The organism is Shinella yambaruensis (genome assembly GCF_050859155.1).
GTDB classification, from domain to species: domain Bacteria; phylum Pseudomonadota; class Alphaproteobacteria; order Rhizobiales; family Rhizobiaceae; genus Shinella; species Shinella yambaruensis.
The window spans coordinates 1,855,636-1,881,108 of sequence record NZ_CP150638.1; the positions used below are offsets into that span (position 1 = coordinate 1,855,636).

A 25,473-nucleotide genomic window follows, 5' to 3' on the forward strand; every position below is an offset into this window, starting at 1 on the left:
GAAAATTATCTCCGGCCGCCAACATCCCGCCCAGAGCATCCCGGCAAGAGAGACAGGCCATGTCCGAATTCAAATCCGATTTCCTCCGCACGCTGAAAGAGCGCGGCTTCATCCACCAGATCTCCGATGAAACCGGCCTCGACGACCTTCTCGCCAAGGAAACCGTGACGGCCTATATCGGCTTCGATCCGACCGCGCCGAGCCTGCATGCCGGCGGCCTCATCCAGATCATGATGCTGCACTGGTTCCAGAAGACCGGCCACCGCCCGGTCTCGCTGATGGGCGGCGGCACCGGCATGGTCGGCGACCCGTCCTTCAAGGACGAGGCGCGCCAGCTGATGACGCCGGAGACGATCGACAGCAACATCGCCAGCATCAAGAAGGTCTTCTCGAACTACCTCACCTATGGCGAGGGCCCGAAAGACGCGCTGATGATCAACAATGCCGACTGGCTGCTCGGCATCAACTACCTCGAATTCCTGCGGGATGTCGGCCGGCATTTCTCCGTCAACCGCATGCTTTCCTTCGACAGCGTGAAGCTGCGCCTCGACCGCGAGCACTCGCTGTCCTTCCTCGAATTCAACTACATGATCCTGCAGGCCTACGACTTCGTCGAATTGAGCAAGCGCTACGACGTGCGCCTGCAGATGGGCGGCTCGGACCAGTGGGGCAACATCATCAACGGCATCGACCTCGGCCACCGCATGGGCACGCCGCAGCTCTACGCGCTGACCTCGCCGCTCCTGACGACCGCCTCGGGCGCCAAGATGGGCAAGTCTCTCTCCGGCGCCGTCTGGCTCAACCCGGACATGCTGTCGGCCTATGACTTCTGGCAGTACTGGCGCAACACGGAGGACGCCGACGTCTCGCGCTTCCTGAAGCTCTACACGACGCTGCCGATGGACGAGATCGCCCGGCTCTCCGCGCTCGGCGGCGCCGAGATCAACGAGGTGAAGAAAATCCTCGCCACCGAGGTGACGGCAATGCTGCACGGCCGCGAGGCCGCCGAGCAGGCCGCCGAAACCGCGCGCAAGACCTTCGAGGAAGGCGCGATCGCCGAGAACCTGCCGTCGATCGAGGTGTCCGCCGGTGAGCTCGAAGCCGGCATCGGCCTCCTCACCCTCGTCGTCAAGGCCGGCCTTGCCGCCTCCAACGGCGAAGCCCGCCGCCATGTGCAGGGCGGCGCGGTGCGCATCAACGATGCCGCCGTTTCCGACGAACGCCGCGTCATCGGCACCGCCGACGTTTCGGGCGACGGCGTGATCAAGCTCTCGCTGGGCAAGAAGAAGCACATCCTGGTGCGCCCGGCCTGACCACCGCCTTCTCCGCCGTCATCCTCGGGCTTGAGCCGAGGATCCATTCTTTCAACGGCTTGTGGATGGTCGGGTCGAGCCCGACCATGACGGAGGAGAGGTCTGCGGACTTTGTCGACAGCCTGAAGGCCGCCTCCGGGCGGCCTTTTTCACTGGAACTCGAAGATGTTGCGGAAGACGCCGGGGGCGATGATCGACAGCGGGTTGATCGTCAGCTTCGGCTTGTCGAAGGGGCCGGAGAGCTTGAAGGTGATGCCGATCAGGCCGCGGTCGTTGCCGTTGCCGAGCAGGATGCCGATCAGCGGCAGCTCGGCGAACAGCCGGTTGAGGCCGTAGGCCGGCATGAAGGTGCCGGTCATGTCGGTCCGGCCACTGGCATCGCGCACCGTGCCCTGGAAGGTGGCGCCGACGGTTTCGCCGCGCACCACGCCGTTTTCGAGGCTCAGCGCGCCGCCGCCGGTGCGCACCTGGGCGAAGCCGCGGGAGAATTTCACCGCGCTCACGTCGATCTCGCGGCGCACCGCGTCGTTGAGGCTGCGCCCGCTTTCGCCCGCCGGCGTCGAGACCAGCGAGCGCAGCCGCTCTTCCCCGACGAGCGAGAAATTGCGGATGTCGACGGAACCGCGCCAGATGCTGCCCGCCGTCTCGCGCAGGCGGACATTCAGGAGGCCGCCGCGCATGTGGCTGTAGATATCGGCAAAGCGCGCCACAGCGCCGGCATCGCCGCTGGTGAGCTGGATGGCGTCCGTGCCGCCGTTGCTGGCAAGCTGCGCCACCACGGGCGCGCCGCTCTTCGTCACCGCCGAAAGGTCCATGCCGGAAATGCGGCTGCCCGCCGTGCTGTAGCGGAAGCTGACATTGGAGAGCGTTTCGCCATTGAAGCCGATGGCCCGCGCGAGGTCGGCCCGGATGTTGAGGCCCTGCTTTTCCCCGCCGCCACCGCCGCTCGCGGTCTTGAGGCGTGCCAGCACGGCGCGCACATCGGCCGCCTCGCCATCCGCCACGACCGTATAGCCGGATTTGCCCTGCTCCACCTTCAGCCGGAACCGGTCGTCGGCCGAGAGCCGGACGGTGGAAAAATTCGCCGCATCGAGCCGCGTGCCGCGGAAGCTGAGATTGCCCGCCACGGTGAACCCGTCACCGGCAAAGCGGAAATCGGAAATCCGGGTGACCCCCTCCTTCGTGTCCGCCGTCAGCGTCACCTTGCCGCCGATGCCCGCGCCCTTGGTCCAGCCGATCCAGGGTATGGAGACCGCGGCCGCCCCGACATCCGCCTCCACCGTGCGCGGCCCGTCGCCGTCCTGCTCCAGCCGCACCTCGACCGGGCCTTCCACCACATCCTCGAGGCCCGGCAGCAGCGTGCGGCGGTCCCTGTTGTCGAGCGTGCCGGACAGCACCGTCTTGCGCTTGAAACCGGCCGCCTTGCCGACGGGCTCGACGAGCTCCAGGTCGAGCGTCACGCCGTCGATATCGCCCCTGGCCTTGAGGTCGGCCTTCTGGGGGTCGATGGCAAGGAGGCCGCGCAGGCCCGTCACGGTGCGCCCGGCGATCGGCTTGCCGACGTCGACGGCGTCCAGCGAGAGGGCCGCCGTCCACTGCGGCGGCGGCGGGTTGTGGGCGGAGATGACGCCGAAATGCGCCTTGACCTTGGCCTTCACCTGGCCGCTGAAGTCGTCCGGCGCAAAACCGGTGGCCGGCAGGGCGCGGATCGGCCGGTAGGTCACCAGCTCCGCAATGGCGTCGGCATTGCCGGCGACGTCGATGTCCATGTCCGCCATCAGCGGCTTGGTATAGTTGTCCGGCAGCACGAAGGTGCCGCCGGTCAGCGCGACGGAGCGGCCGGATGGGAAATAGGCCGTGCCGCCGTTGATCGCGATCTCCGTGCGCGGCCCGCGCAGGCGGAACTTCCCGGACGTGTCGCGCAGCGGCGGGATCTCGCCGGCGACGTTCATGCGCGCGCCCTCGATGTCGAAGTCGATCTTCAACTCCTCCGGGCCGAGATGCATCGGCACGCCCGGCAGGCGTTCACGGCCTTCGGCGAGGTAGAATTCGATGCGGCCGTTGGTGACGGTGCCGCCGAAAATGTTCTTGATCACCCAGCTGCGCGCCGTCTTCGCCATCCAGAACGGCCAGAACTGCTTGACGGCGGCCGATTCCAGCTCGCTGGCGATCATCACGAAGCTGATTTCCGGGTCCCGGTCGCCGAAGCGCATGGCAAGGGAGCCGGCGACGTTGCCCTTCTCGCTGGACACCGCCATCTCCTCGAACAGCAGTTTCTTCGTCTCCGGGAGATAGTAGCCGTTGACCTTGGCATCGAAACGGATCGGCGCCTCGGTGGAATCGACGGGGCGGCTCACCGCGTTGCTGAAGACGAGATCGATGGCAAAGCCCTTGTCCGGCCGGTCGGAGATCCGGTCGAGGTCGATGAGGCCGCCGGTGAAGGGAAAATGCGACTGGCCGACGCCGGCATCCTGCGAGGCGAGCTCGATCGAGCCCTTGTCGAAGTTGTAGGCGACCTTGAGGGTGGACGGGCGCAGCGCGGCGGCAATGCCGTCGCCATAGACCGCGCCGGCGGCCATGGCGACGTTGAGGCCGAGCACCGGCCTCGTGCCGGCGGCCTCGCGCACGGCATTCACCGAAACGTCCGCCGTCGTGTCGATGCCGGCATGCACATTGCCGTTGACGTCGTTGCCGAGCAGGAACTTTCCGAGCGCCACATTGCGGATCGAGCCGTCCAGCGTGCGCACCGAACCCTCGGCGCCCGAGGCCGTCAGGTCGATCTCGCCCTCGGCGCCGTCCATCGAGAAATGCCCGTCGATCGACATGGTGCCGTCGCCGTCGCGGGTGAATTGCAGGCTGGCGATGGCCAGCGTCACCGCCTTGCCGTCCGGCCCCTGGAAGGTTGCGCCCAGATCGGCCACCTTGACGGTCTGCATCCCGTTGGCATCGATGAGGTGGCTGACCCCGTCGAGCCGCTCGAAGGTGGTTTCGAGATAGTCCGGCACGTCGGAAATGCGCAGCGCCGTCAGATCGAGGGGCTTGCTCTTGGGCAGCAGCGCCGCGTTGAACATCGCGCCGTCGACGTCGAGCCGCGAGACGGCAAGGCGGCCGGCGGCAAGCCCCAGCGGATCGAGCACGATGCCGATCGAATCGGTCGCCGCCAGCTCCTTGCCCGATTCGACCTCGACGATCCGGACGTTCTCCGCCTTCAGCGCGAAACCGTTGAAGCCGGCAAGCCGCAGCACGGTATGATCGACGGTGGCGCGGTAGCGCTCCCCGAGCGCCTGGTTGAGGGCGGCGACGGCGCGGGCGTTCAGCGCGCTGTCGAAAATGCCCGTTTCCACGAGGCCGACAAGCACGGCGCCGAGAAACAGCACGAGTGCGACGGTGGCGGCGACGATGCGGCAGGCAATGCCGGTGCGGCTCGCCTCGACCGCGTGCAGGACGATGGGCTCGTGCGCCTGCGCGGACGGCAATTCATGCAGCGGAACGATGTCCTTTCTGCGGAACACGACTTTCTCGCCGCGGATTTCTCCCATCGTGCGATTGTTTCCTTTGCCCCTTTGTGCAGCGTTGTCCGTGGAATCGCTGCCTGTCGTCCGCTCGCCGCTGGACGATTCTGTGTGCCACTATATATGCGGGAAGCCGGCTCCTTGACTCAAAAAGCCGGCCAAAGAAAGGAAATCCCATGGCAGAACTGGCCCCGGGCACCGATGCCCCGGACTTCACCCTTCCGCGCGATGGCGGCGGCACCATTTCGCTCTCCGCATTGCGCGGCCGGCCCGTCGTCCTCTTCTTCTATCCGAAGGATGACACGGAAGGCTGCACGACGGAAGCGAAGGATTTTACCGCCGCGAAAGCGGATTTCGAGGCGGCCGGCGTCGCCCTCCTCGGCCTTTCGCCCGATCCGGTGAAAAAGCACGACAAGTTCGTTGCAAAACACGCGCTCGGCATACCGCTCGCCTCGGACGAAAGCCTCCAGGCGCTGGAGGCGTACGGGGTCTGGAAGGAAAAGAGCATGTATGGCCGCACCTATATGGGCGTCGAGCGCACGACCGTGCTCGTTGACGCCAACGGCAAGATCGCCGAGATCTGGCCGAAGGTGAAGGTCAAGGGCCATGTCGAGGCCGTGCTGGAAGCCGCCAGAAAGCTTTAAATTCTAAAGGCAAATATTTGAAATGACGGAACTTCCACATATCGAAAGCCTCCGTGGCGGCACCACGGCGGCCATAGCGGCGGCCGATCTCGACCTGAAGACGGCGCTCGCGCAGGAGACGGCGCGCCGCTGGTTCGCCCGCACGCTTTCGATGCGCTCGCCCCGCGACCCGGCCCTGCCGGCGCGGCCCGGCCGGCCGGAAAGACCGGAGCTCATTCCGCCCAGGCACATGGAGAAGCGCTCGCTGCACACGCTGAAGGGCCGCATCGCGCTTCTCCATGCCCTGGCCCATATCGAGCTCAATGCCGTCGACCTCGCGCTTGACATCGTCGCGCGCTTCACGACGGAGCGCGTGCCGCATTCCTTCTTCGACGGCTGGATGCAGGTGGCCTTCGAGGAGGCCAAGCATTTCCGGCTGATCCGCGACCGCCTGCGCGAGCTCGGCGCGGATTACGGCGACCTGCCGGCCCATGACGGGCTCTGGCAGGCTGCGCACGACACGCGCAACGACCTGACCGCGCGCCTTGCCGTGGTGCCGCTCATCCTGGAGGCGCGCGGGCTCGACGTCACGCCGACGCTGCAGGCCAAGATGCGCGAGACCGGGGACGATGCCAGCGCCGACATCCTCGATGTCATCTACAACGACGAGAAGGGCCATGTGGCGGTGGGCGCGAAATGGTTCCGCTTCCTTTGCGCCCGCGAGAGGAAGGATCCGTCGGCCACCTTCAGGGAACTGGTGCGCGCGAATTTCCGCGGGCCGCTGAAACCGCCCTTCAACGACGTGGCGCGGGCGGAGGCCGGGCTGACGCCCTCCTTCTACCGTTCCCTCGTTTCCGTCAGCCAGAGCTGATATTCAACCCGCACAACCCTTCCGGGAAAGGCTTTGTTAACCCTAACAATGTGTAATTCCCCGCACGAGACCTTGAGAATCGGTCGGGGAGTAGATGGTGGCGGAGCGTCCTGAAAACCGCGTCTTCGGAAAGCGTGCGCAGCAGCATGTCGTGATCCTCGCGAGCGGCGACAAGATCCGCCACATGACCATCCGTCCCTGGATGGCCGCGGTCACCTTCTGCTTTGCCGGCATGTTCACCGTCGGCTATCTCGCCGCCACCTCCTATCTCGTGCTGCGCGACGACCTGATCGGCGCCACCATGGCGCGCCAGGCCCGCATGCAGCACGACTACGAGGACCGTATCTCCGCGCTGCGGGCGCAGGTCGACCGCGTCACCAGCCGCCAGCTGCTCGACCAGCAGGTCGTCGAGGAGAAGGTCGAGAAGCTGATGCAGCAGCAGCTCGCCCTCTCCGCCCGCCACGGCAAGCTCGACGCGCTGCTGAACCGCGCGGAAAATGCCGGTGCCGAGGCGACCGGCACCGCGCCCCTGACCGATGGCACGCCTGTCGTCGACGGGCGCCGGGCCGATGCGGTGGGTGCCATCAACGCCATCATGGGCGCGACCGGCGGCGCGCAGAAGAAGACGACGCAGCTTGCCTATGCCGCGACGAACGAATCGGTCGCCGATCGCGCCGACCGGCTCTTCTCCAAGGTCACGCTCTCGCTGAAGGACCTGGAACACGAGCAGATCGACCGCATCCAGACGCTGGCGGCCGGCGCCTCGGAGACCGCCGACGCGATCCAGACCATCCTGCGCCGCACCGGCTTCGATGTCACCGAAACGGCGGCGGGCGGCGATTCGGAAACGGCGATCGGCGGCCCGTTCGTCGAGCCGGTCGACGTCACCGATCCGTTCGAGGCCTCGATCAACGACCTCGACGTCGCATTGGACCGCCTCCACAATGCCCGCCGCACGGCGCGAAAGCTGCCCTTCGGCAACCCCGCGCCCGCCAGCAGCATCACGAGCCGTTTCGGCAACCGCACCGATCCGTTCCTCGGCCGTCTCGCGCTGCATGCCGGCATCGACTTTCGCGCCCGCACCGGCACGGAGATCGGCGCAACCGGCGCGGGCACGGTCGTCGTGGCCGGGCGCAACGGCGGATACGGCAACATGGTGGAAATCGACCACGGCAACGGCCTGACGACGCGCTATGCCCACCTTTCCCGCGTGCTCGTCAGGGTTGGCGACCATGTCGAAGCCTCCACCCCGATCGGGCTTTCCGGCACGACTGGCCGCTCCACGGGCCCGCATCTGCACTATGAAGTGCGCCGCGACGGCAAGGCGCTCGACCCCATGCGTTTCCTCACCGCCGGCATGAAGCTGACGACCTATATGGATTGACGTAAGGCAAGGCGATACGCCTTGGTATGACAAAAATATCCGCCATCGGCTTCAAATCTCTCGCGGATTTACCAAATTCGCTGATTTCCTTGACTTTCCGGCACTTTCGGCATATTTGCGCTGCATCCTTGCGGCGATAGGGCCGCTGAACCTCATTGCGTTCGTAAGAACCGGAACGGAAACTGTTTTCCCTTTGACCACTTTTGCTGATCTTGGCCTGAGCCCGAAAGTCCTGTCCGCCGTCACAGATGCCGGGTACACGATCCCGACCCCGATCCAGGCGGGCGCCATTCCGCCGGCCCTTGCACGGCGCGACATTCTCGGCATCGCCCAGACGGGCACCGGCAAGACCGCCTCCTTCGTTCTGCCAATGCTGACGCTGCTCGAAAAGGGCCGTGCCCGCGCCCGCATGCCGCGCACGCTCATCCTGGAGCCGACGCGCGAGCTTGCCGCCCAGGTTGCCGAGAACTTCGAGAAATACGGCAAGAACCACAAGCTGAACGTCGCCCTCCTCATCGGCGGCGTCTCCTTCGACGAGCAGGACCGCAAGCTGGAGCGCGGCGCGGACGTGCTGATCTGCACCCCCGGCCGCCTGCTCGACCATTGCGAGCGCGGCAAGCTCTTGATGACCGGCGTCGAGATCCTCGTCATCGACGAAGCCGACCGCATGCTCGACATGGGCTTCATCCCGGATATCGAGCGCATTGCCAAGCTCATTCCCTTCACGCGCCAGACGCTGTTCTTCTCGGCCACCATGCCGCCGGAGATCCAGAAGCTGGCCGACCGCTTCCTGCAGAACCCGGAGCGCGTCGAGGTGGCACCGCCCTCCTCCACGGCCAAGACCGTGACGCAGCGCCTCGTCGCCACCCACGGCAAGGACTACGAGAAGCGCGCCACGCTGCGCGATCTCATCCGCGCCCAGGAGGATCTCAAGAACGCGATCATCTTCTGCAACCGCAAGGTCGACGTGGCGGACCTCTTCCGCTCGCTCGATCGCCACGGCTTCTCCGTCGGCGCGCTGCACGGCGACATGGACCAGCGGGCCCGCACGACGATGCTGGCCAATTTCAAGGAAAACAAGCTCACGCTGCTCGTGGCGTCCGACGTCGCGGCCCGTGGCCTCGACATTCCGGATGTGAGCCACGTCTTCAACTTCGACGTCCCGATTCATGCCGAGGACTATGTCCACCGCATCGGCCGCACCGGCCGTGCCGGCCGCTCGGGCGCCGCCTTCACCCTGGTATCCAAGCGCGACGGGAAGTTCCTCGACGCCATCGAAAAGCTGATCGATCAGAAGATCGAATGGCTGAGCGGCGGCATCGAAGACCTGCCGCCGCAGGCCGAGAGCGAGGAGCGCGAGCGTCCCCGCGGCGGCCGCGATCGGGGCGGTCGTGACCGCGACCGCGATCGTTCCCGTGGCCGCAAGGGCGAACCCAGCGCGACCGAAACGCGCATCGAGACCAGCGAGAGTGAAGAGAAGGTGGAAGCCGTGAAAGCTGAACGCAAGGCGGAAGGGCGGCCGCAGAATCCCGCTCGCAATCCGCGTGCCGCAAACCATAGCGCGCCGCGTCCGGCCAATGACGACAGCCGCGATCGCCGCAGCCGTTACCGCCGCGACGAGGACGACGGCCCGACGCCGCTCGGTTTCGGCGACGAGGTTCCCGCCTTCATGCTGATCGCCGGCAAGGCCTGATCTCCCCGAATGTCCATTCCAGGCATCGATGTGCCAGGCCTCGGTTGCGGCCTGGCGATTTTGCGTGAGGGCAGGCTCCTGCTCTACCGGCGCCTGCGCGCGCCGGAAGCGGGCGCGTGGAACATCGTCGGGGGCAAGATCGACCACATGGAGCGCGCCGTGGATTCCGCCCGCCGGGAGGCGGAGGAGGAATCCGGGCTGACCATCGGCGCCGTCGATTTTCTCTGCGTTTCCGAACAGATCATCGCGGACGAACGCCAGCACTGGCTGTCGCTCATCTATGTGACGGAGGATTTCTCCGGCGAGCCGCGCGTCATGGAGCCGGAAAAGCTGCCGGAATTCGGCTGGTTCGCGCTCGATGCCCTGCCCGCGCCGCTCTCGCGCTTCGCCGCCGATGCGGTGAAGGCACTGCGGAAATGATCAGAACCGGGCCGTCGCGCCGATGATGAAGGTGCGGCCGCGGCCGTTCTTGACGCCGCCGTAATTGTCCATCAGGCCGGAATTCGCCTTCATGTAGGTCGTGTCGAAGACGTTCTCGACATTGAAGAAGATCTTGGCGTTCTCGTTGATCTGCCAGGAGGCGTGCGCGTCGAACAGCGTATAGGCGTCGACGTCGAAGGCCATGCTCTGGTTGATATAGGCCTGCTTGCTCTTGCCGACATAGCGCATCCGGCCGCCGACCGTGAGGGTTTCCTCCAGGAAGCGCATGCCGGCGTCGATCGTCAGGAAGTCGTCCGGCAGCCGCCCCGTGTCGCTGCCGACGCCGGCGGCGGCGCCCTCCGGCTGCTTGGTGTCGGCAAGCGTCAGCGAGAAGCCGGCATAGTAGCGGCCGGCATCGTAGCCGCCCTCCACTTCCAGCCCCTTCATCACCGTCGTGCCATCCACGTTGACCCAGCGCGCGGCACCGTCCGTGTCGATGTCGTAGGTGATGTAGTCGCGGATGCGGTTGTGGAAGTAGCCGACCTTCAGCCAGGCGGAATCGCCCGGCGTCAGGAGGTCGTCCGCCGTCATGTTGACGCCGAGTTCCCAGCCGCGGCTCTTTTCCGGCACGAGGTTGGGATTGTTGTTGATCGGGTCGGAGGAGCCGTCGAAGCTGTGGCCGCCGGGATAGAACATCTCGGCCGCCGTCGGCGGACGGGCGGTTTGGGCATAGGTCACATAGGGCTGCAGCCATTCGAGCGGGCGCGCCGAGAGGGTGACCTTCGGGTTGAGGTCGCCGCCGTCGCGCGACAGCGTCTCCATCGGGCACGGATCGCCGCCGGCGGCACAGCCGTTCGTGCCCGGCGCGTCGTAGCCGCTGATGCCTTCGAGCGACCAGTAGTCGTAGCGCAGGCCTCCGGTCAGGTCGAAGATTCCGTGCGAGATCGTCGCCTCGCTGAAGACGCCCGCCTTCACCAGCGTCCCGTCCGGATTGGCGCCGCGCTTGGCATTGCCCTCGTAGCGGTCGCGGCTGTAGGCGCCGCCATAGGTGAGCTTCAGCTCCGTTTCCTCGCCGAGATCGAAGCGCATGCGGTTGGAGATGTCGAAGCCGGTCGTCGTGTTGGTGCCCTTGCGGCCGTCGAACGTGCTGACATTGCCGTTGGTGCCGTCGAATTCGAGATCGGTGATGTTGAGATAGGCATTGATCGAGAGGTCGATCAGGTCGCTGCCGGGCTGGTAGCTGTATTTCGCCGTATAGGTCTGGTTCTCGACGATCCAGTTGTAGCCGGAGCTGCCCGGCAGGAACTCGTTGCCGTACCAGATGCCGCCAAGCGACAGCTTGTGATCGGAATTCGGCGCCAGGTTGACCTTGAAGAGGCCCGATTTCGGGTGCTGGTAGCCGGCATTCGGGTAGAGAATGCCCGAGCCGTTCTCGTAGGGGCTCTTCTTCGTGTCGCTGAGCGCGCCGACGATGCCGATCTCGCCCTCGCCCATCTCGGTGCGCACGGCGCCGCTGAGAAGGCGCGAATAGTCGAAGCCGTTGGTGCCGGCGCGCACCGAGGTCATCACGCCGTAGTCCCTTCCGGGCAGCAGCACGTCGTCGACGTCGAGCGTGCGGAAATTGGCCGCGCCTGCCAGCGTGCCCATGCCCTCGGCACCCGAGACCGCGCCGCGCGTCACGTCGACGCCGACCAGCATGTTCTGCTCGACATAGAGCAGGCTGTCGAAGGTGCCGCCATGGCCGGACAGGTTGCTGAAGGTCTGCGGCACGCCGTCGATCATGCTGTTGACGCGGCCCATGCCCTGCATGCCGCGGATATTGACGGTGATGCCCGGCTGGTCCGCCGGCTCGCGCGTGAAGGTGCCCGGCGCGGAGCGCAGGACCTGCATCACGTCGCCGGCATAGCGGTCCTGGATCTTCTCGCGGTCGGCGGTCGAGACGCCGGCCGGAACCTCGACGATGCCGTCGCCATTGCCGTCGCCTTCCACGTTGATCTGCTGGAGGTCGGTCGCCGTCACGTCCTGCGCGGCGGCAGGGCCGACGGCTGCCAGCAGCGCCAGAGCAATTCCGGCAAAAGTGTAAAGCGGTTTTGCGTCCGGGATCGCGGCGAAGCAGAAGTTTGGGGCGGTTTTGCGATTGGGAGAGAAGCGGAAACGCTCCAACGCCATGGCCGTGCCCGCAAGAAGCGTCGACGCGTGGAAACGAACCTTTTTCATGGAGACCTCACCGCACTCTGCCCGCGCAATTTTGACGCGCGGACCGTCCGGTAATGGACAACATGACAATATAAGTCAAGTTTGAATGCGGTGTTTTCCGGGCGCCGGTTATTTCACCCGCAGCGCCGCCTCGTAGGCCCGGCGCACCCAGAGCGCCATGAGGTCGGGATCGTCAAAGGCCTCGTCCGGAATGGACCAGTAGGGCATCTTCACCGGCTTGCCGCTCTTGCCGTCATAGAGCCATTGCCGGCAGCCGGCGGCCGCGAAATCCGGAGCGCTGACCGCGTCGGCCTTGAGCAGGATCTCGTCGTAGACTTCCAGCGCCAGGATGCGGCCCTGGTGGTAGATGCCCTTGCCGCCGAACATGCGCTTGATCGTCACCGGTCCCAGCGCCTGGAACATCTCCTCGATCGCGTCCCGATCCATGCCCTACCCTTTCAGAACCCCGCCCGCGGCCAGCACCGCCTCCGGCGTATCGACATCGACATGCGCCGCCGCGCCGATCTCCACGTCGATTATGTCGAGCCCGGCGCTCTCTACGATATGGCGCGCGCCGACATCGCCTTCAAGCTGCAGGATCGCGGCAAAGGTGGTGCGCGGCAGCACGACGGGATTGCCGCGCTTTCCGCCGGAGACGGCCCGCACGATGGCATGGCCGCCGGCCGCGGCAAAGGCGTCGAGCAGCCGGCGCACATCCTCGCCGGTGACATGCGGCATGTCGGCCAGCAGGACGACGACGCCGTCGCAGCCCGGACCGAGCGCGGCGACGCCCGCCCGCAGCGAGGTCGACATGCCCTGCGCGTGATCGGGATTGCGCACGAGATCAACCCTGAGACCGGAAAGCTCCGCCTCCACCTCCTCCGCCCGATGTCCCGTCACCACCAGCACGCGCGCCGGCCGTGCCGCAAGCGCGGCCTCCGTCGAACGGCGGACGAGCGCCTTGCCGTCGAAGGCGGCGAGCAGCTTGTGGCGGCCGTTCATGCGGCTGGCGCGGCCGGCGGCGAGCACCAGTGCCGCGACGGAGAGCGGCCGTTCCGCCGCGCGGGTATCGCGCGGCTGCGGCCGGCTCGGGATTTCGGCGAGAAGGCCGCCGACGCCCATGCCGGTGATCTCGGCGGGGCCTGGCGTTTCCCCGGCGAGGATGCGGGCGAGGATCCAATCGAAACCGTTTTCCTTCGGGCTGCGCGCGCAGCCGGGCGCGCCGATGACCGGCACCGCGCCCACGCGGCCGAGGACCAGCAGGTTGCCGGGATCGACCGGCATGCCGACATGCTCGACCACGCCGCCGGCGGCCCGGATGGCCGCGGGGATGACGTCGTTGCCGTCGGTGACGGCGGAGGCGCCGAAGACGAGCACGAGGTCGTTGTCGGCCGCAGCCATACGGATCGCCTCCGCGACGCCGGCCGTCTGGTGCGGCACCCGCACCTCGCCGGTCAGGCGGCTGCCGGAAGGATGCAGGCGCTGTTCGAGCAGCCGGCGCGTCTTGTCCATCACGGAGGGTTTCAGCGTCGGCAGTTCCGTCGCGACGAGCCCGACGCGGCGGGGCGCGAACGGCTTGACCTCCAGCGCCCGGCTGGAGGCCAGCACCGCCGCCGCCTTGCGCGCGAGGTCGCCGGCCACCGCCAGCGGAATGATCTTGATCGTCGCCACCATGTCGCCGGCCGTCACGCTGGCATGGTCCGGCAGGGTGGCGATGGTGATGGCCGGATCGACCCGGTTGAACCGGTCGATGGCCGCCCGGTCGGCAACGAAGAGCCCGTTGGCCGCGGCATGGAGATTGATGCGGCCGGTCGCGGGCGCGGTGAAGGTCAGGTGGTCCGGCGGGATCGCCCCGGCGATCAGCGCCGCCGCCGCGTCCTCGTCGAGATCGCCGGCTTCAAGGCGCACGGCGATGACGGTCGCGATGCCGGCGGCAAGCAGCCCGTCGCAGTCCGCCTGCGTCACCACATGCCCCTTGTGCAGCGACAGGCCCGCCACGCGCACGCCATGCGCCAGCCGCGCACCCAGCGCCCCGGACACCGGAACCTCCCCGAAGATCATGGTCCGGCCCCGAGGAGGGGGCGCCGGCGCAGATGCGCCACGATGTCGGCCAGGATGGCGACGGCGATCTCCGCCGGGCTCGCGGCGCCGATATCGAGGCCGATGGGCGCCGAGATGCGGGCGATCTCCGCCGCGCCGTGCCCCAGCGCCGTCAGGCGCTCGACGCGCTTGGCATGGGTCTTCCGGCTGCCGAGCGCGCCGACATAGAAACAGCCGGTGGTGAGCGCCTGCGACAGCGGAAAATCGTCGATCTTCGGATCGTGCGTGACGGCGACGAGGGCGGTATAGGCATCGAGCGGCCGCGCCTTCAGCACATCCTCCGGCCAGTCGGCGACAAGGTCGATACCGGCAAAGCGCTCTTCCGTGGCAAAGGCGGTGCGCGGGTCGATGATGGTGATGTCGAAGCCGGCGACGACCGCCATCCGCGCCAGCGCCTGGCTGATATGGACCGCGCCGATGGCGACGATGCGGGCGGGCGGCAGGTGGACATTGAGGAAGAATTTTCGATCCTCGACCTCCACAAGGCCGGACCGGCCGGAGCGGAAGGCGCGCGCGATTATCTCGCCGAGCGGGCCGGCGACCGGATCGCCCTCGCGGATCACCCGGTCGCGCCCGTCGCCGAGATCGGTCAGGTGGATGACGGCGCGGCGGGCGGCGCGCTCCGTGTTCAGCTTGCGCAGCAGATAGGGATCCATCAGCCGACGCGCTCCACATAGACCCGGATGCGCCCGCCGCAGGACAGGCCGACGCGCCAGGCGGTCTCGTCGGCGACGCCGAATTCCAGGAGCCGCGGCTCGCCGTCCGCAATCACCTCCATCGCCTCGCCGATGACGGCGCCCTCGACGCAGCCGCCGGAAACCGAGCCGTGGAAATTGCCCGCGCCGTCGATCACCAGATGGCTGCCGACCGGGCGCGGCGCCGAGCCCCAGGTCTCGATGACGGTGGCGAGCGCCACCATGCGCCCGTCGTCCATCCAGCGTTCCGCGATGGCCAGCGGATCGAACACGTCGTTGGTCTCCATTCTCCCCTCCTCACGCCGCCGGCAGGAAACGCCGCGGATCGCCGGTGCCGCGCGGCGCCGCGCCAGAAAGCGCCGCCACCAGGTCGGCCATGGCCTCCAGGTTGTGCACCGGCCGCAATTCGTCGACATGCGGCAGCATCGCCCGCACCCCGCGCGCCCGCGCCTCGAACCCTTCGAAACGCAGCAGCGGATTGAGCCAGACAAGACGCCGGCACGAGCGGTGCAGCCGGTCCATCTCCCTTTCCAGGAGGTCGATGCCCTCGCGCTCCAGCCCGTCGGTGATGAGCAGCACGACGGCGCCCTGCCCCAGCACGCGGCGCGACCAGAGCCGGTTGAATTCCTTCAGCGTCTCGCCGATGCGCGTGCCGCCTGACCAGTCGCTGACCGACTGGCTGCACGCCTCCACCGCGATATCGGGATCGCGGTGGCGCATCTGGCGCGTGACATTGCTGAGCCGCGTGCCGAACAGGAAGGCGTGCAGGCGGCGGCGATGCTCGCCGAGCGCATGCAGGAAATGCAGGAAGATGCGCGTGTACTGGCTCATCGAGCCGGAAATGTCGGCCAGCACCACGAGCGGCGGATGCACCGTCTTCGGCTCCCGGTGGCGCGGCAGGATCAGCGCGCCGCCGGTGCGCATGGCATGGCGCATCGTGGCGCGCGCGTCGATCGCCACCGGCCGGGTGGACCGGCGGAAGCGGCGCGTGCGCACCTCGTCGAGAGGCAGCACGAGACCGGCGATGGCGCGTTTGGCGGCGGCAAGCTCGGCCGCGGACATCTGCGCGAAATCGGTCTTGCGCAGCACCTCGCTGCCGGAGGCGGTGAACCGGGCATCGACCTCGATGTCGGGCTCGTCGCGCAGGCGCCGCTCGTCCTGCCGGCCGCCGAACAGTGCATCGGAGACGCGCGTCTCGCCCGCCTTGCGTTTTTCCCGCTCCGCCTCGCGCCGCACCACCGGCGACATCAGCGCGATCATCTTGCCGACGAGATCGCGCGAGCGCCAGAACAGCCGGAACGCCTCGTCGAAGACAGCGTCGTCCTCGTGCCGCTTGACCAGCGTCGCATGCAGCGCCGTATAGAATTCCTCGCGCTCGCCGATGCCGATCGCCCGCACCGCCTCGATGGCATCCGTCACCGCCGCCGGCCCGATGCGCAGGCCCGCCTTGCGCAGCACGCGGGCGAAGAACACGATATTGTCGGCAAGCCGCCCTTCGAGGGCCGCGCCCGGCATGCCATTGTCCGCCGCCGCCGTCATCGCTCAGCCCGCCGCCGCCAGGTCGGCCTTCACGCCATCCAGCAGCCTGCGCCCTTCCGCGCCCTCGATGCGGGCAATGTCGTCCTGGTACTTGAGCAGCGTTCCGAGCGTGCCGGACACGGTTTCCGGGTCGAGCGCGACGCGGTCGAGCTCGGTGAGCGCGCTCGCCCAGTCGATGGTTTCGGCGACGCCCGGATTCTTGAAGAGATCGAGCCCGCGCAGCTTCTGCACATAGGCGACGACCTCGCGCGAGAGCGCCGCGTTGCAGCCCGGCACCTTGCGGCGGATGATCTCCAGCTCCTGCGCGGCGGCGGGATAATCGACCCAGTGGTAGAGACAGCGGCGCTTCAGCGCGTCGTGCACCTCGCGGGTGCGGTTCGTCGTGATGATGACGATGGGCGGCTCTGCGGCGCGGATGGTGCCGAGCTCGGGCACCGTCACCTGGAAATCGGACAGCACTTCGAGGAGGAAGGCCTCGAAGGCTTCGTCGGTGCGGTCCAGTTCGTCGATCAGGAAGACCGGCGCCCGGCCGTCCGGCGAGGACAGCGCCTGCAGCACGGGGCGGCGGATGAGATAGCGCTCGGAGAAGATATCGGCCTCGATGCGGCCTCGATCCGTGGTCCCGGCGGCCTCGGCAAGACGGATCTCCAGCATCTGCGCCGGATAGTTCCACTCATAGACCGCCGAGGAGATGTCGAGGCCCTCGTAGCATTGCAGGCGGATCAGCGGGCGGTCGAGCGCGGCGGCGAGCACCTTGGCGATCTCCGTCTTGCCGACGCCGGCCTCGCCCTCCAGGAAGAGCGGCCGCTTCATGCGCAGCGCGAGGAACAGGACGGTCGCCAGCGACCTTCCGGCGAGATAGTTGCCCGCCGCCAGCATGTCCACGGTTTCGTCGATGGATTGCGGTCTGTTTCCGCGTTGATAGGCCACGCCATTCCTCCGTCTGGAAGAACGAACTTATAGCGTGCGATAGCCCCGGTCCATATAGAGAAGGGCCTCCCCGGGCTCGCCGAAGGAGACGCCCATCACCTCGCCGATCAGCACCATGTGCGTCGCCATGACCTTGAGCTCGACAAGCCGGCAATCGAAGGCGGCCAGCGCGTCCTTCAGCACGGGTGCGCCGGTCACCAGCTCCTGCCAGTTGCCCATGGCGAAGCGCTGCTCGGACGTCAGCGCCGGGTCGCGTCCGGAAAAGGCGTTGGCAAGCTCGATCTGGCTGCCCGAGAGCGTGTTGAGCGCGAAATTGCCGCTCCTGGAGAAGATCGCGTTCTTCGGGTTGGAGGCGTTGACGCAGGCGAGCACCATGGCCGGATTGTCCGACACCGAGCAGGCGGCGGTGATCGTCACGCCGCGCTTTTCGCCCGCATGCGCCGTCGTCACGATCTGCACATGGCCGGCATAGCGGCTCATCGCATCACGGTAGAGCGACGGGTCCAGCATCAATCTGTCCAACACGGCATTCTCCTTCACCACAGGTGATACATGGCGAAAGTGAAGAAAAATGTAACCCCCGTTCTCGAATTTTCCTGTCCCGTCAGAGACAAAGCCGGGCTTTGCGTGGATATTTCTCTTTGACGCTGCCGGCCCGATCCTTACAAAGAGCGTCATCGCGATCGATGGATTGAGAATGAGAACCGCCTTCCTTGCCAGCCTGCTCTGCGCCTCGGTGCTTGCCGCCTCTCCCGCGGCCGCGGCCGGCCTCACCTTCGCCGTGGTTGCGCCGGCGGAAGGGCCGCTCGCCATCCTCGGCCAGCAGGTGCGCGACGGTGCCCGCTTCGCCGCGCAGGCGAACGGCGACACGGTGGTGGAAATTCCCGAGGCCTGCGACGAGAGCGACGGCGCGGCGATCGGCAAGGCGATCCTGGCGGCGGACGCCGTTGCCGCGGTCGGCTTCCTCTGCACGGAGGGGCTTGCGGCCGCCCTGCCCGCCCTCGCCGAGGCGAAGGTCCCCGCGATCACGCTTTCCGTGCGCTCGGGCATCCTCATGGAGGACGCGCTGAAGAAGAATTGGCCGCTCTTCCGCCTCGCCCCCGGTCCGAAGGCGGAGGCCGACAAGGCGGTCGAGGTCATCGTCCGGGACTGGAAGGCCGAGCCCTTCGCGCTCATCGACGACGGCACGATCCACGCCCGCGAGCTGGTCGAGACGATCCGCCTGCGGCTGGAGGAGGTCGGCATGAAGGCCGCCTTCGTCGATACCTATCGCCCGGCGCAGGAGCAGCAGCTCACCCTCGTGCGCCGCCTCGCCCAGACGGGCGTCACGCGCGTCTTCGTCGGCGGCGACCGGACGGATATGGCCGTGATCGCGCGCGATGCCAGGGCGGAGAACGTCGCGCTGGCGCTCATCGGCGGCGAGGCCCTGATGGGCGCCGATCCGCTCGTGCCGATGACCGACGGCGTCGGGGCGATCGCGCTGCCGGACTACCAGGCCTTGCCGGAGGGCGAGGCCGTCGCGGCGGCGATGAAGGAAAAGGGCATCGTCGCGGAAGGCTATGTGCTGCCGGCCCATGCGGCCGTCACCGTCCTTGCGACGGCGGCAAGCCGCGGCGGCGATCTTGCGGCGGCGCTTTCCGGCACGCCCTTCGCAACGGCGATCGGCACCGTCGCCTTCGGGGCCGACCACGAACTTACCGAAAATCCCTACCGCCTGCTCGTCTGGCGCGCCGGCGCCTTCGTGCCGGCGGAGGGAGAATGATGCGGCCCGGCCCGAAGAACCGCCTGACGGATGTCGCCGGGCTCACGGTCGGCAACGCCACGGATCATCTGCTCCGCTCCGGCGTCACCGTCGTCCTCTGCGAGGAGCCGGCGACGGCTGCCGTGCAGGTGCTGGGCGGCGCGCCGGGCACGCGCGAGACCGATCTCCTTGAACCGCACAACACGGTCGAGGCCGTCGATGCGCTGGTGCTGTCCGGCGGCTCGGCCTTCGGGCTCGATGCGGCATCGGGGGTGCAGGCGGGCCTTCGCGAAAGGGGGCGCGGCTTTGCCGTCGGCCCGCACCGCGTGCCGATCGTGCCGGCCGCCATCCTCTTCGACCTGATGAACGGCGGTGCCAAGGACTGGGGCCGCTACCCGCCCTATCGCGAGCTCGGCCATGCGGCGCTTGCCGGGGCGGCGGCGGATTTTGCCACCGGCAGCGCCGGCGCCGGCACCGGCGCGCTGACGGCGACGTTCAAGGGCGGGCTTGGCACCGCCTCCAGCGTGGTCGAGGGCGGCTTCACGGTCGGCGCGCTGGCGGCCGTCAATGCGCTCGGCTCCGCCACCATCGGCGACACCCGGCATTTCTGGGCGGCGCCCTTCGAGGAGGCGGGCGAATTCGGCGGCCTCGGCCTGCCCTTCCCGTTCCCGCCCGAGGCCCGCACGCCGCGCACGAAACTGTCGCTCCGGCCGAGCGGCACGGAGAACACGACGATCGCCGTCATCGCCACCGACGCCGCCCTCACCAAGGCCGAGGCCAAACGGCTGGCGATCGCCGCCCATGACGGCTTCGCCCGCGCCCTCTGGCCGGCCCATACGCCGCTCGACGGCGACCTCGTCTTCGCGCTTTCGACCGGCGGGAGCGGCCGCCGGCCGGCGCCGGAGGACTTCATCACGCTCTGCGCCGCCGCCGCCGCCACCATGGCCCGCGCCATCGCCCGCGGCGTGCACGATGCGACGCCGATGCCCGGCGATGTCCTGCCGGCGTGGGCGCTGCGCTGATTCGGCCGTTGTCCGCCCCTGCGGGGAATGGTATGGCGACGCCAAATTCCTTCCTCACGGAGCCTGACATGACCCTTCCCATCCGGATCGCGCCCTCCATCCTCGCCGCCGACTATGCGAAACTCGGTCAGGAAGTGCGCGACGTCGTTTCGGCCGGGGCGGACTGGGTCCATCTCGACATCATGGACGGCCATTTCGTGCCGAACATCTCCTTCGGCCCCGATGTCATCAAGGCGCTGCGCCCGCACACCGACGCCTTCTTCGACTGCCACCTGATGATCGCGCCCGCCGATCCCTATCTCGAAGCCTTCGCGAAGGCCGGCTGCGACGGCATCACCGTGCATGCCGAGGCCGGCCCGCATCTCGATCGCTCCCTGCAGGCGATCCGCGCGCTCGGCAAGCGCGCCGGCGTGTCGATCAACCCCGCCACCCCGGAAAGCGTGCTGGACTACTTGCTCGACAAGATCGACCTCATCCTCGTCATGACGGTCAACCCCGGCTTCGGCGGCCAGAAGTTCATTCCCGCCATGCAGGAGAAGCTGCGCCGCGTGCGCAAGATGGTCGGCGACCGGCCGATCGACATTGAGGTCGACGGCGGCATCGCGGTCGATACGATCGCCCTGCCCGCCGCGGCCGGTGCCAATGTCTTCGTCGCGGGCTCGGCGATCTTCGGCGGCGGTCATGTTGACGCCTATCGCAAAACCATCGACACTCTGCGCAGCAATGCGGAGGGGGCGCGGGCGTGACGATGTTCCGGAAGGCGGCGAGCGCCCTTGCGGCATGCCTGCTGGCGGCGAGCGCGGCCACGGCCGGCGATTTCTCCACCTTCCAGTCGCTCGGCTTCTCGCCGGACGGCAAGGTCTACGCCTTCGAGGAATTCGGCGTCCAGGACGGCTCGGGCTTTCCCTATTCCAACGTCTATTTCATCGACACGGAAAAGGACGCCTATCTCCCGGGCACGCCGGTCCGCGTGCGCATCGACGACGAGGCGGCGGATATCGCGAAGGCGCGCGCGCAAAGCCGCGACAAGGCCGTGGCGCTGATCGAGACGCACAAGGTGCTCTCCCATCCCGGCGTGATGGCCGCGTTCAACCCGATGGGCGAGGTCGGCGCCGACAGGAGCCGCATCGAATATCTGCAACACGCCATCGAACCGACGCCGGGCGGCAGCTTCGCCCTCGCGCTCGAGGAAATCCCGCTCGCGCTCTCCGAGAAGTGCCGCGACATCACGCCGGAGGGCGGCAAGGGGTTCCGCCTGAAACTCGTCAGGCGCGACGGCGAAGCGGCCGACACGGTGGTGCACGAGGATGCGCGCGTGCCCGACAGCCGCGCCTGCCCGCTTTCCTACCAGGTTTCCGGCGCGCTCACCTTCAATCCGATCGACGGCGACCCGGTCCATGTCGCGCTCGTCCTGGTGCGCAGCTTCGGCTTCGAGGGCAGCGACGGCCGCTGGATCGCCGTGCCCTTCCGGCCCTGACCATGGAGCTGGCCGCGGCGGGACGGGACGGGCCCGATGCCGCAGGGCGGCAGCCGTCCGCGCCGATCTTCCCGTCGCTGCCGGTCTGTCTCGGCGGCGCCCTCGGCTGGGGCGCGCTGATGGCGGCCGGCGCCTTTCTGTCGCTGGCGCTGCAGGGACGCGCCGAAAACTTCCAGCTCGTGCGGATCCTCGCGATCTACTTTGCCGGCGGCCTTGCCGCCTGGCCCCTCGCCCTGCCGCTGGCCCGGCTCCTCACCCGCCACCGGCCGTTCGAAACCCGCTTTGCCGCCCATTTCGCGCTGCTCAGCCTCGGCACCATCGCCGTGACGGCCTTCTTCTTCGCCCTGGACTACCGGCTTTTCTACGCACAGTGGCACCATGCGCCCGGCACGCGCATCTGGATCTACCAGTTCGTCTTCACCATTGCCGGGGCCGTCTACCAGTTCCTCGTCATGGGCCTCAGCCTGTACCTGCCGGTCGGATTGCCCGTCGTTGCGGGCGCCAGCCTGTGGCTCTCCCGATCCATACGTTGAGCTTGCCGGCCATCTTTGCTAAAGCGGCGGCAATTCCCACACTGCCAAGGAAAGCCAAGAGCCGATGATCCCTCGCTATTCCCGACCGGACATGGTCGCCATCTGGTCGCCCGAAACGAAGTTCCGCATCTGGTTCGAAATCGAAGCCCATGCCTGCGATGCGCTCGCCGAGCTCGGCGTCATCCCGAAGTCGGCCGCCGAGACGATCTGGGAAAAGGGCGGAAAGGCCGAATTCGACGTCGCCCGCATCGACGAGATCGAGGCCGTCACCAAGCATGACGTCATCGCCTTCCTGACGCACCTTGCCGAATTCGTCGGCCCGGACAGCCGCTTCGTGCACCAGGGCATGACCTCCTCCGACGTACTCGACACGACCTTCAACATCCAGCTCGTGCGCGCCGCCGACATCCTGCTTGCCGGCATGGACCGCGTGCTCGCCGCGCTGAAGGCCCGCGCCTTCGAGCACAAGGACACGATCCGCATCGGCCGCAGCCACGGCATCCATGCCGAGCCGACGACGATGGGCCTGACGCTCGCCCGCTTCTACGCCGAAATGGACCGTGGCCGCGCCCGCCTCGTCGCCGCCCGTGCGGAAATCGCCACCGGTGCGATCTCCGGCGCCGTCGGCACCTTCGCCAATATCGACCCGCGCGTCGAGGAACATGTCTGCGCCAAGCTCGGCCTCGTGCCGGAACCGGTCTCCACGCAGGTCATCCCCCGCGACCGCCATGCCATGTTCTTCGCCACGCTCGGCGTCATCGCCTCGTCCATCGAGAACGTCGCGATCGAGATCCGCCACATGCAGCGCACGGAAGTGCTGGAGGCGGAGGAATTCTTCTCGCCCGGCCAGAAGGGCTCCTCCGCCATGCCGCACAAGCGCAACCCTGTGCTGACGGAAAACCTGACGGGCCTTGCCCGCCTCGTGCGCATGGCCGTCACACCCGCCATGGAGAACGTGGCGCTCTGGCACGAGCGCGACATCTCCCATTCCAGCGTCGAGCGCGGCATCGGCCCGGATACGACGATCACGCTCGACTTCGCGCTGAACCGGCTTGCCGGCGTCATCGAGAAGCTGGTGATCTATCCGGACAACATGATGAAGAATCTCAACAAGTTCCGCGGACTTGTTCACTCGCAGCGCGTCCTGCTTGCCCTAACGCAAGCCGGCGTTTCGCGCGAGGATTCCTACCGCCTCGTGCAGCGCAACGCCATGAAGGTCTGGGAGCAGGGCAAGGACTTCCTGGAGGAACTCCTGGCCGACGCCGAGGTGCGCGCCGCCCTCTCCGAGGAGCAGATCCGCGAAAAATTCGATCTCGGCTACCACACCAAGCACGTCGACACGATCTTCCGCCGCGTCTTCGGCACCGTGTAGCCCACGCTTTCGAGATCGGCCGGCGAAGCCTCTTCGCCGGCCGGCCCCTCTGTATTAGACTTCCCTTGCGTGCAATGGCGCACGTCTTCCCGGGGGCTGAACATGAGGTTTCCTGCTGCCGCGCTTCTCGCCGTGGCTTTCTTTGCCGGAACGGCACAGGCACAGACACCGCAATCCGTCGTCGAACTTCTGGCCGCCGGCTACGACATCATCAACGTGTCGCCGATCGCCGAAAGCTATGCGGTCTTCCTGGAGAAGGACGACACGGTCGTCATCTGCCAGGTCGGCTTCAAGGACGGCGCCTTTTCCACCGACAGGTGTTATCCGCTGAGTAAATGAGGGCCGGAAACGGCGATGGCGCCAATGGCGCCATCGCTCCCCTCTGACGGGCGGTCTTGCACTCTCCTCCTGGCGCGTGCCGCCCGCGAAACGGCGTCATCGCTGCTCGTCGACGACGATCTTGCGATAGAGATGCCAGGTGGCATGGCCGAGGATGGGCATGATCACGGCGAGCCCCACGAAGACCGGGATGGAGCCGACGACCAGCAGCGCGGCGACGATCAGCCCCCAGCAGGCGACCGGCACCGGGTTCACCAGCGTGGCGCGCAGCGAGGTCTCGATGGCCGCCACGGCGCCGACATCCCGGTCGAGCAACAGCGGAAACGCGATCACCGTCGTCGCCAGCACGACGAGCGCGAAGCAGAAGCCGATCGCATTGCCGGCCAGCATCAGGAGCAGCCCGTTCTCCGAGCCGAAGACGGAGGCGAGGAACAGGGCGAGCGACTGCGGCGGCTCCGGCCCGAACAGGCTGGTATAGAGCAGCTGCGCGAAGACCAGCCAGGCGATGAACAGCGCCATCAGCATGGCGCCGACGGCAAGGATGGATGGCAGGGCCGGCGAGTTGCGCACCTCCAGCGCATGGCGCCAGGAGGCATCCATGCCGCGCTCGCGCCGCCGGCTGATCTCGTAGAGGCCGATGGCGAAGAACGGTCCGAGCAGCGCAAAACCGGCCACCAGCGGAAAGATCAGCGGCAGCATGTTGGCGCCGGAGCTCCAGGTGACGAGCACCACGCCCGCGATCGGATAGATGAGGCTGAGGAAGACATAGTGGGACGGCTTGGCGCGGAAATCGTCGAAGCCGCGGCGAAGCGCATCCATCACGTCGGGAATGCCGATCCGCCGGATCGCCGGGCGCGCCACCATCTGGTCGTGGCCTGCCATCACATGAAATGTCGTCATGACAATTCCTCCTTGCCGGTTCGGGACCGTCTCGGCGCGCACGTGGAGGGCGATCGTCCGCCAGCACGGCGTGCCGTGATTGGCATTGAAGGGGACGAATCATACACCCGGGGGGATGATTTGTCCCTCCCCCTTGACTTCAGCACTTCGTGAACGCACATGCCGGCGCATGAAAACCTCAGAAGCAGAAATCCTCATCATCCCCGGATACACCAATTCCGGGCCCGAGCATTGGCAGAGCCGCTGGCAGTCCAAGCTCGGTTCGGCGCGGCGTGTCGAGCAGGCCGAATGGTCCAAGCCCGTGCGCGAGGACTGGGTGCAGCGCGTGATCGAGGAGGTCGCGGCCGCCAGCAAGCCCGTCGTGCTGGTCGCCCATTCGCTGGGCGTGGCGGCGGCGATCCACGCCGCCCCGCATCTCGGCAACAAGGTGGCCGGCGCCTTTCTCGTCGCGCCGCCCGATGTCGCCAACGAGGGCATCCGGCCGAAGCACCTGATGACCTTCGGCCCCTATCCGCGTGAGCCGCTCTCCTTCCCCTCGCTCGTCGTCGCGAGCCGCAACGATCCCTTCGGCACCTACGAGCATGCCGACGACATCGCCGCCGCCTGGGGCGCGCTGCTGCTCGATGCGGGAGAGGCCGGGCATATCAACACGGAGTCCGGCCATGGTCCCTGGCCGGAGGGCACGATGGTCTTCGCCCAGTTCCTGAGCCGGCTCAAGGCGCCCGAATGACGAGCGCCTCCCGGCCCTCATTAAGAGGAATTTCATAGAAATCCTGCACGCTGGCCCCGTTGAGTTCCAAGCAGGCGCCGCGT

General features: G+C 67.4%; 24 protein-coding genes. 14 read left to right on the forward strand and 10 right to left on the reverse strand.

Annotation, left to right across the window (positions count from 1 at the left end):
- The first annotated feature begins 59 nt into the window (after nucleotides 1-59).
- Nucleotides 60-1,313 (forward strand): tyrosine--tRNA ligase, encoded by a 1,254-nt coding sequence (tyrS, locus tag WMC41_RS09210; protein WP_432347790.1) that lies wholly within the window; start codon nucleotides 60-62, stop codon nucleotides 1,311-1,313.
- Nucleotides 1,314-1,462: 149 nt separating this feature from the next.
- Here the strand turns inward: tyrS and WMC41_RS09215 are convergent, their stop codons facing one another.
- The gene (locus tag WMC41_RS09215; RefSeq protein ID WP_432347792.1) at nucleotides 1,463-4,825 is read right to left on the reverse strand and encodes a DUF3971 domain-containing protein; all 3,363 of its coding nucleotides are present in this window, start codon (nucleotides 4,823-4,825) and stop codon (nucleotides 1,463-1,465) included.
- A 176-nt stretch (nucleotides 4,826-5,001) separates the two neighbouring features.
- Here WMC41_RS09215 and WMC41_RS09220 point away from each other — a divergent pair, with 176 nt between their 5' ends.
- From WMC41_RS09220 to WMC41_RS09240, 5 genes are all read left to right on the forward strand, one after another.
- The gene (locus tag WMC41_RS09220) at nucleotides 5,002-5,469 is read left to right on the forward strand and encodes a peroxiredoxin (protein WP_432347794.1); all 468 of its coding nucleotides are present in this window, start codon (nucleotides 5,002-5,004) and stop codon (nucleotides 5,467-5,469) included.
- Between the two features lie 22 nt (nucleotides 5,470-5,491).
- Nucleotides 5,492-6,319 carry a ferritin-like domain-containing protein gene (locus WMC41_RS09225; RefSeq protein ID WP_244765461.1) on the forward strand — a complete coding sequence of 276 codons (828 nt, stop codon included), beginning with the start codon at nucleotides 5,492-5,494 and terminating at the stop codon, nucleotides 6,317-6,319.
- Between the two features lie 94 nt (nucleotides 6,320-6,413).
- Nucleotides 6,414-7,703 carry a M23 family metallopeptidase gene (locus tag WMC41_RS09230; protein WP_432347796.1) on the forward strand — a complete coding sequence of 430 codons (1,290 nt, stop codon included), beginning with the start codon at nucleotides 6,414-6,416 and terminating at the stop codon, nucleotides 7,701-7,703.
- Between the two features lie 193 nt (nucleotides 7,704-7,896).
- On the forward strand, nucleotides 7,897-9,396 hold the full coding sequence (locus WMC41_RS09235; RefSeq protein ID WP_432347798.1) for a DEAD/DEAH box helicase: 1,500 nt from the start codon (nucleotides 7,897-7,899) through the stop codon (nucleotides 9,394-9,396).
- 9 nt (nucleotides 9,397-9,405) lie between these two features.
- Complete coding sequence (locus WMC41_RS09240) at nucleotides 9,406-9,816, forward strand: NUDIX domain-containing protein (protein WP_272805473.1); 411 nt, start codon at nucleotides 9,406-9,408, stop codon at nucleotides 9,814-9,816.
- On the opposite strand, the gene WMC41_RS09245 is transcribed toward WMC41_RS09240, so the two are convergent.
- The 8 genes from WMC41_RS09245 to WMC41_RS09280 all read right to left on the reverse strand — a co-directional run bounded on the left by WMC41_RS09245 (nucleotide 9,817) and on the right by WMC41_RS09280 (nucleotide 17,786).
- A complete protein-coding gene (locus tag WMC41_RS09245) occupies nucleotides 9,817-12,033 on the reverse strand; it encodes a TonB-dependent receptor domain-containing protein (protein WP_432347801.1) in 2,217 nt (738 codons plus the stop codon).
- Between the two features lie 108 nt (nucleotides 12,034-12,141).
- Nucleotides 12,142-12,459: a TfoX/Sxy family protein gene (locus WMC41_RS09250; protein WP_432347803.1), complete on the reverse strand. Its 318-nt coding sequence runs from the start codon at nucleotides 12,457-12,459 to the stop codon at nucleotides 12,142-12,144.
- A 3-nt stretch (nucleotides 12,460-12,462) separates the two neighbouring features.
- On the reverse strand, nucleotides 12,463-14,073 hold the full coding sequence (locus WMC41_RS09255; protein WP_432347805.1) for an NTP transferase domain-containing protein: 1,611 nt from the start codon (nucleotides 14,071-14,073) through the stop codon (nucleotides 12,463-12,465).
- Nucleotides 14,070-14,768 carry an XdhC family protein gene (locus tag WMC41_RS09260; RefSeq protein ID WP_432347807.1) on the reverse strand — a complete coding sequence of 233 codons (699 nt, stop codon included), beginning with the start codon at nucleotides 14,766-14,768 and terminating at the stop codon, nucleotides 14,070-14,072. Before WMC41_RS09260 ends, WMC41_RS09255 begins: the two co-directional genes overlap by 4 nt.
- Nucleotides 14,768-15,094 carry an XdhC family protein gene (locus WMC41_RS09265; RefSeq protein WP_244765454.1) on the reverse strand — a complete coding sequence of 109 codons (327 nt, stop codon included), beginning with the start codon at nucleotides 15,092-15,094 and terminating at the stop codon, nucleotides 14,768-14,770. The genes WMC41_RS09260 and WMC41_RS09265 overlap by 1 nt, the downstream gene beginning before the upstream one ends.
- Nucleotides 15,095-15,104: 10 nt before the next feature.
- The gene (locus tag WMC41_RS09270; RefSeq protein ID WP_432347809.1) at nucleotides 15,105-16,322 is read right to left on the reverse strand and encodes a vWA domain-containing protein; all 1,218 of its coding nucleotides are present in this window, start codon (nucleotides 16,320-16,322) and stop codon (nucleotides 15,105-15,107) included.
- A gap of 27 nt (nucleotides 16,323-16,349) precedes the next feature.
- Nucleotides 16,350-17,225, reverse strand: a complete 876-nt coding sequence (locus WMC41_RS09275) for an AAA family ATPase (protein WP_432348308.1) — start codon at nucleotides 17,223-17,225, stop codon at nucleotides 16,350-16,352.
- A 78-nt stretch (nucleotides 17,226-17,303) separates the two neighbouring features.
- A complete protein-coding gene (locus tag WMC41_RS09280; protein WP_432348310.1) occupies nucleotides 17,304-17,786 on the reverse strand; it encodes a flavin reductase family protein in 483 nt (160 codons plus the stop codon).
- 172 nt (nucleotides 17,787-17,958) lie between these two features.
- On the opposite strand from WMC41_RS09280, the gene WMC41_RS09285 reads away from it, so the two are divergent.
- The 7 genes from WMC41_RS09285 to WMC41_RS09315 all read left to right on the forward strand — a co-directional run bounded on the left by WMC41_RS09285 (nucleotide 17,959) and on the right by WMC41_RS09315 (nucleotide 23,760).
- Nucleotides 17,959-19,038 (forward strand): ABC transporter substrate-binding protein, encoded by a 1,080-nt coding sequence (locus tag WMC41_RS09285; RefSeq protein WP_432348312.1) that lies wholly within the window; start codon nucleotides 17,959-17,961, stop codon nucleotides 19,036-19,038.
- Nucleotides 19,035-20,039, forward strand: coding sequence for a P1 family peptidase (locus tag WMC41_RS09290; protein ID WP_432347811.1), 1,005 nt, complete (start codon nucleotides 19,035-19,037; stop codon nucleotides 20,037-20,039). The genes WMC41_RS09285 and WMC41_RS09290 overlap by 4 nt, the downstream gene beginning before the upstream one ends.
- A gap of 68 nt (nucleotides 20,040-20,107) precedes the next feature.
- Nucleotides 20,108-20,785, forward strand: a complete 678-nt coding sequence (gene rpe, locus WMC41_RS09295) for a ribulose-phosphate 3-epimerase (RefSeq protein WP_432347813.1) — start codon at nucleotides 20,108-20,110, stop codon at nucleotides 20,783-20,785.
- A gap of 2 nt (nucleotides 20,786-20,787) precedes the next feature.
- Nucleotides 20,788-21,516 (forward strand): DUF2259 domain-containing protein, encoded by a 729-nt coding sequence (locus WMC41_RS09300; protein ID WP_432348314.1) that lies wholly within the window; start codon nucleotides 20,788-20,790, stop codon nucleotides 21,514-21,516.
- A gap of 2 nt (nucleotides 21,517-21,518) precedes the next feature.
- A complete protein-coding gene (locus WMC41_RS09305; RefSeq protein ID WP_244765449.1) occupies nucleotides 21,519-22,049 on the forward strand; it encodes a hypothetical protein in 531 nt (176 codons plus the stop codon).
- A gap of 64 nt (nucleotides 22,050-22,113) precedes the next feature.
- Nucleotides 22,114-23,421: an adenylosuccinate lyase gene (purB, locus tag WMC41_RS09310; RefSeq protein WP_244765448.1), complete on the forward strand. Its 1,308-nt coding sequence runs from the start codon at nucleotides 22,114-22,116 to the stop codon at nucleotides 23,419-23,421.
- Nucleotides 23,422-23,523: 102 nt separating this feature from the next.
- The gene (locus tag WMC41_RS09315; protein WP_244765447.1) at nucleotides 23,524-23,760 is read left to right on the forward strand and encodes a hypothetical protein; all 237 of its coding nucleotides are present in this window, start codon (nucleotides 23,524-23,526) and stop codon (nucleotides 23,758-23,760) included.
- A 96-nt stretch (nucleotides 23,761-23,856) separates the two neighbouring features.
- Here WMC41_RS09315 and WMC41_RS09320 read toward each other — a convergent pair whose 3' ends face one another.
- The gene (locus WMC41_RS09320) at nucleotides 23,857-24,660 is read right to left on the reverse strand and encodes a DUF2189 domain-containing protein (RefSeq protein WP_244765446.1); all 804 of its coding nucleotides are present in this window, start codon (nucleotides 24,658-24,660) and stop codon (nucleotides 23,857-23,859) included.
- Between the two features lie 169 nt (nucleotides 24,661-24,829).
- Here WMC41_RS09320 and WMC41_RS09325 point away from each other — a divergent pair, with 169 nt between their 5' ends.
- Nucleotides 24,830-25,390: an RBBP9/YdeN family alpha/beta hydrolase gene (locus WMC41_RS09325; RefSeq protein WP_244765445.1), complete on the forward strand. Its 561-nt coding sequence runs from the start codon at nucleotides 24,830-24,832 to the stop codon at nucleotides 25,388-25,390.
- Nucleotides 25,391-25,473 lie beyond the last annotated feature (83 nt).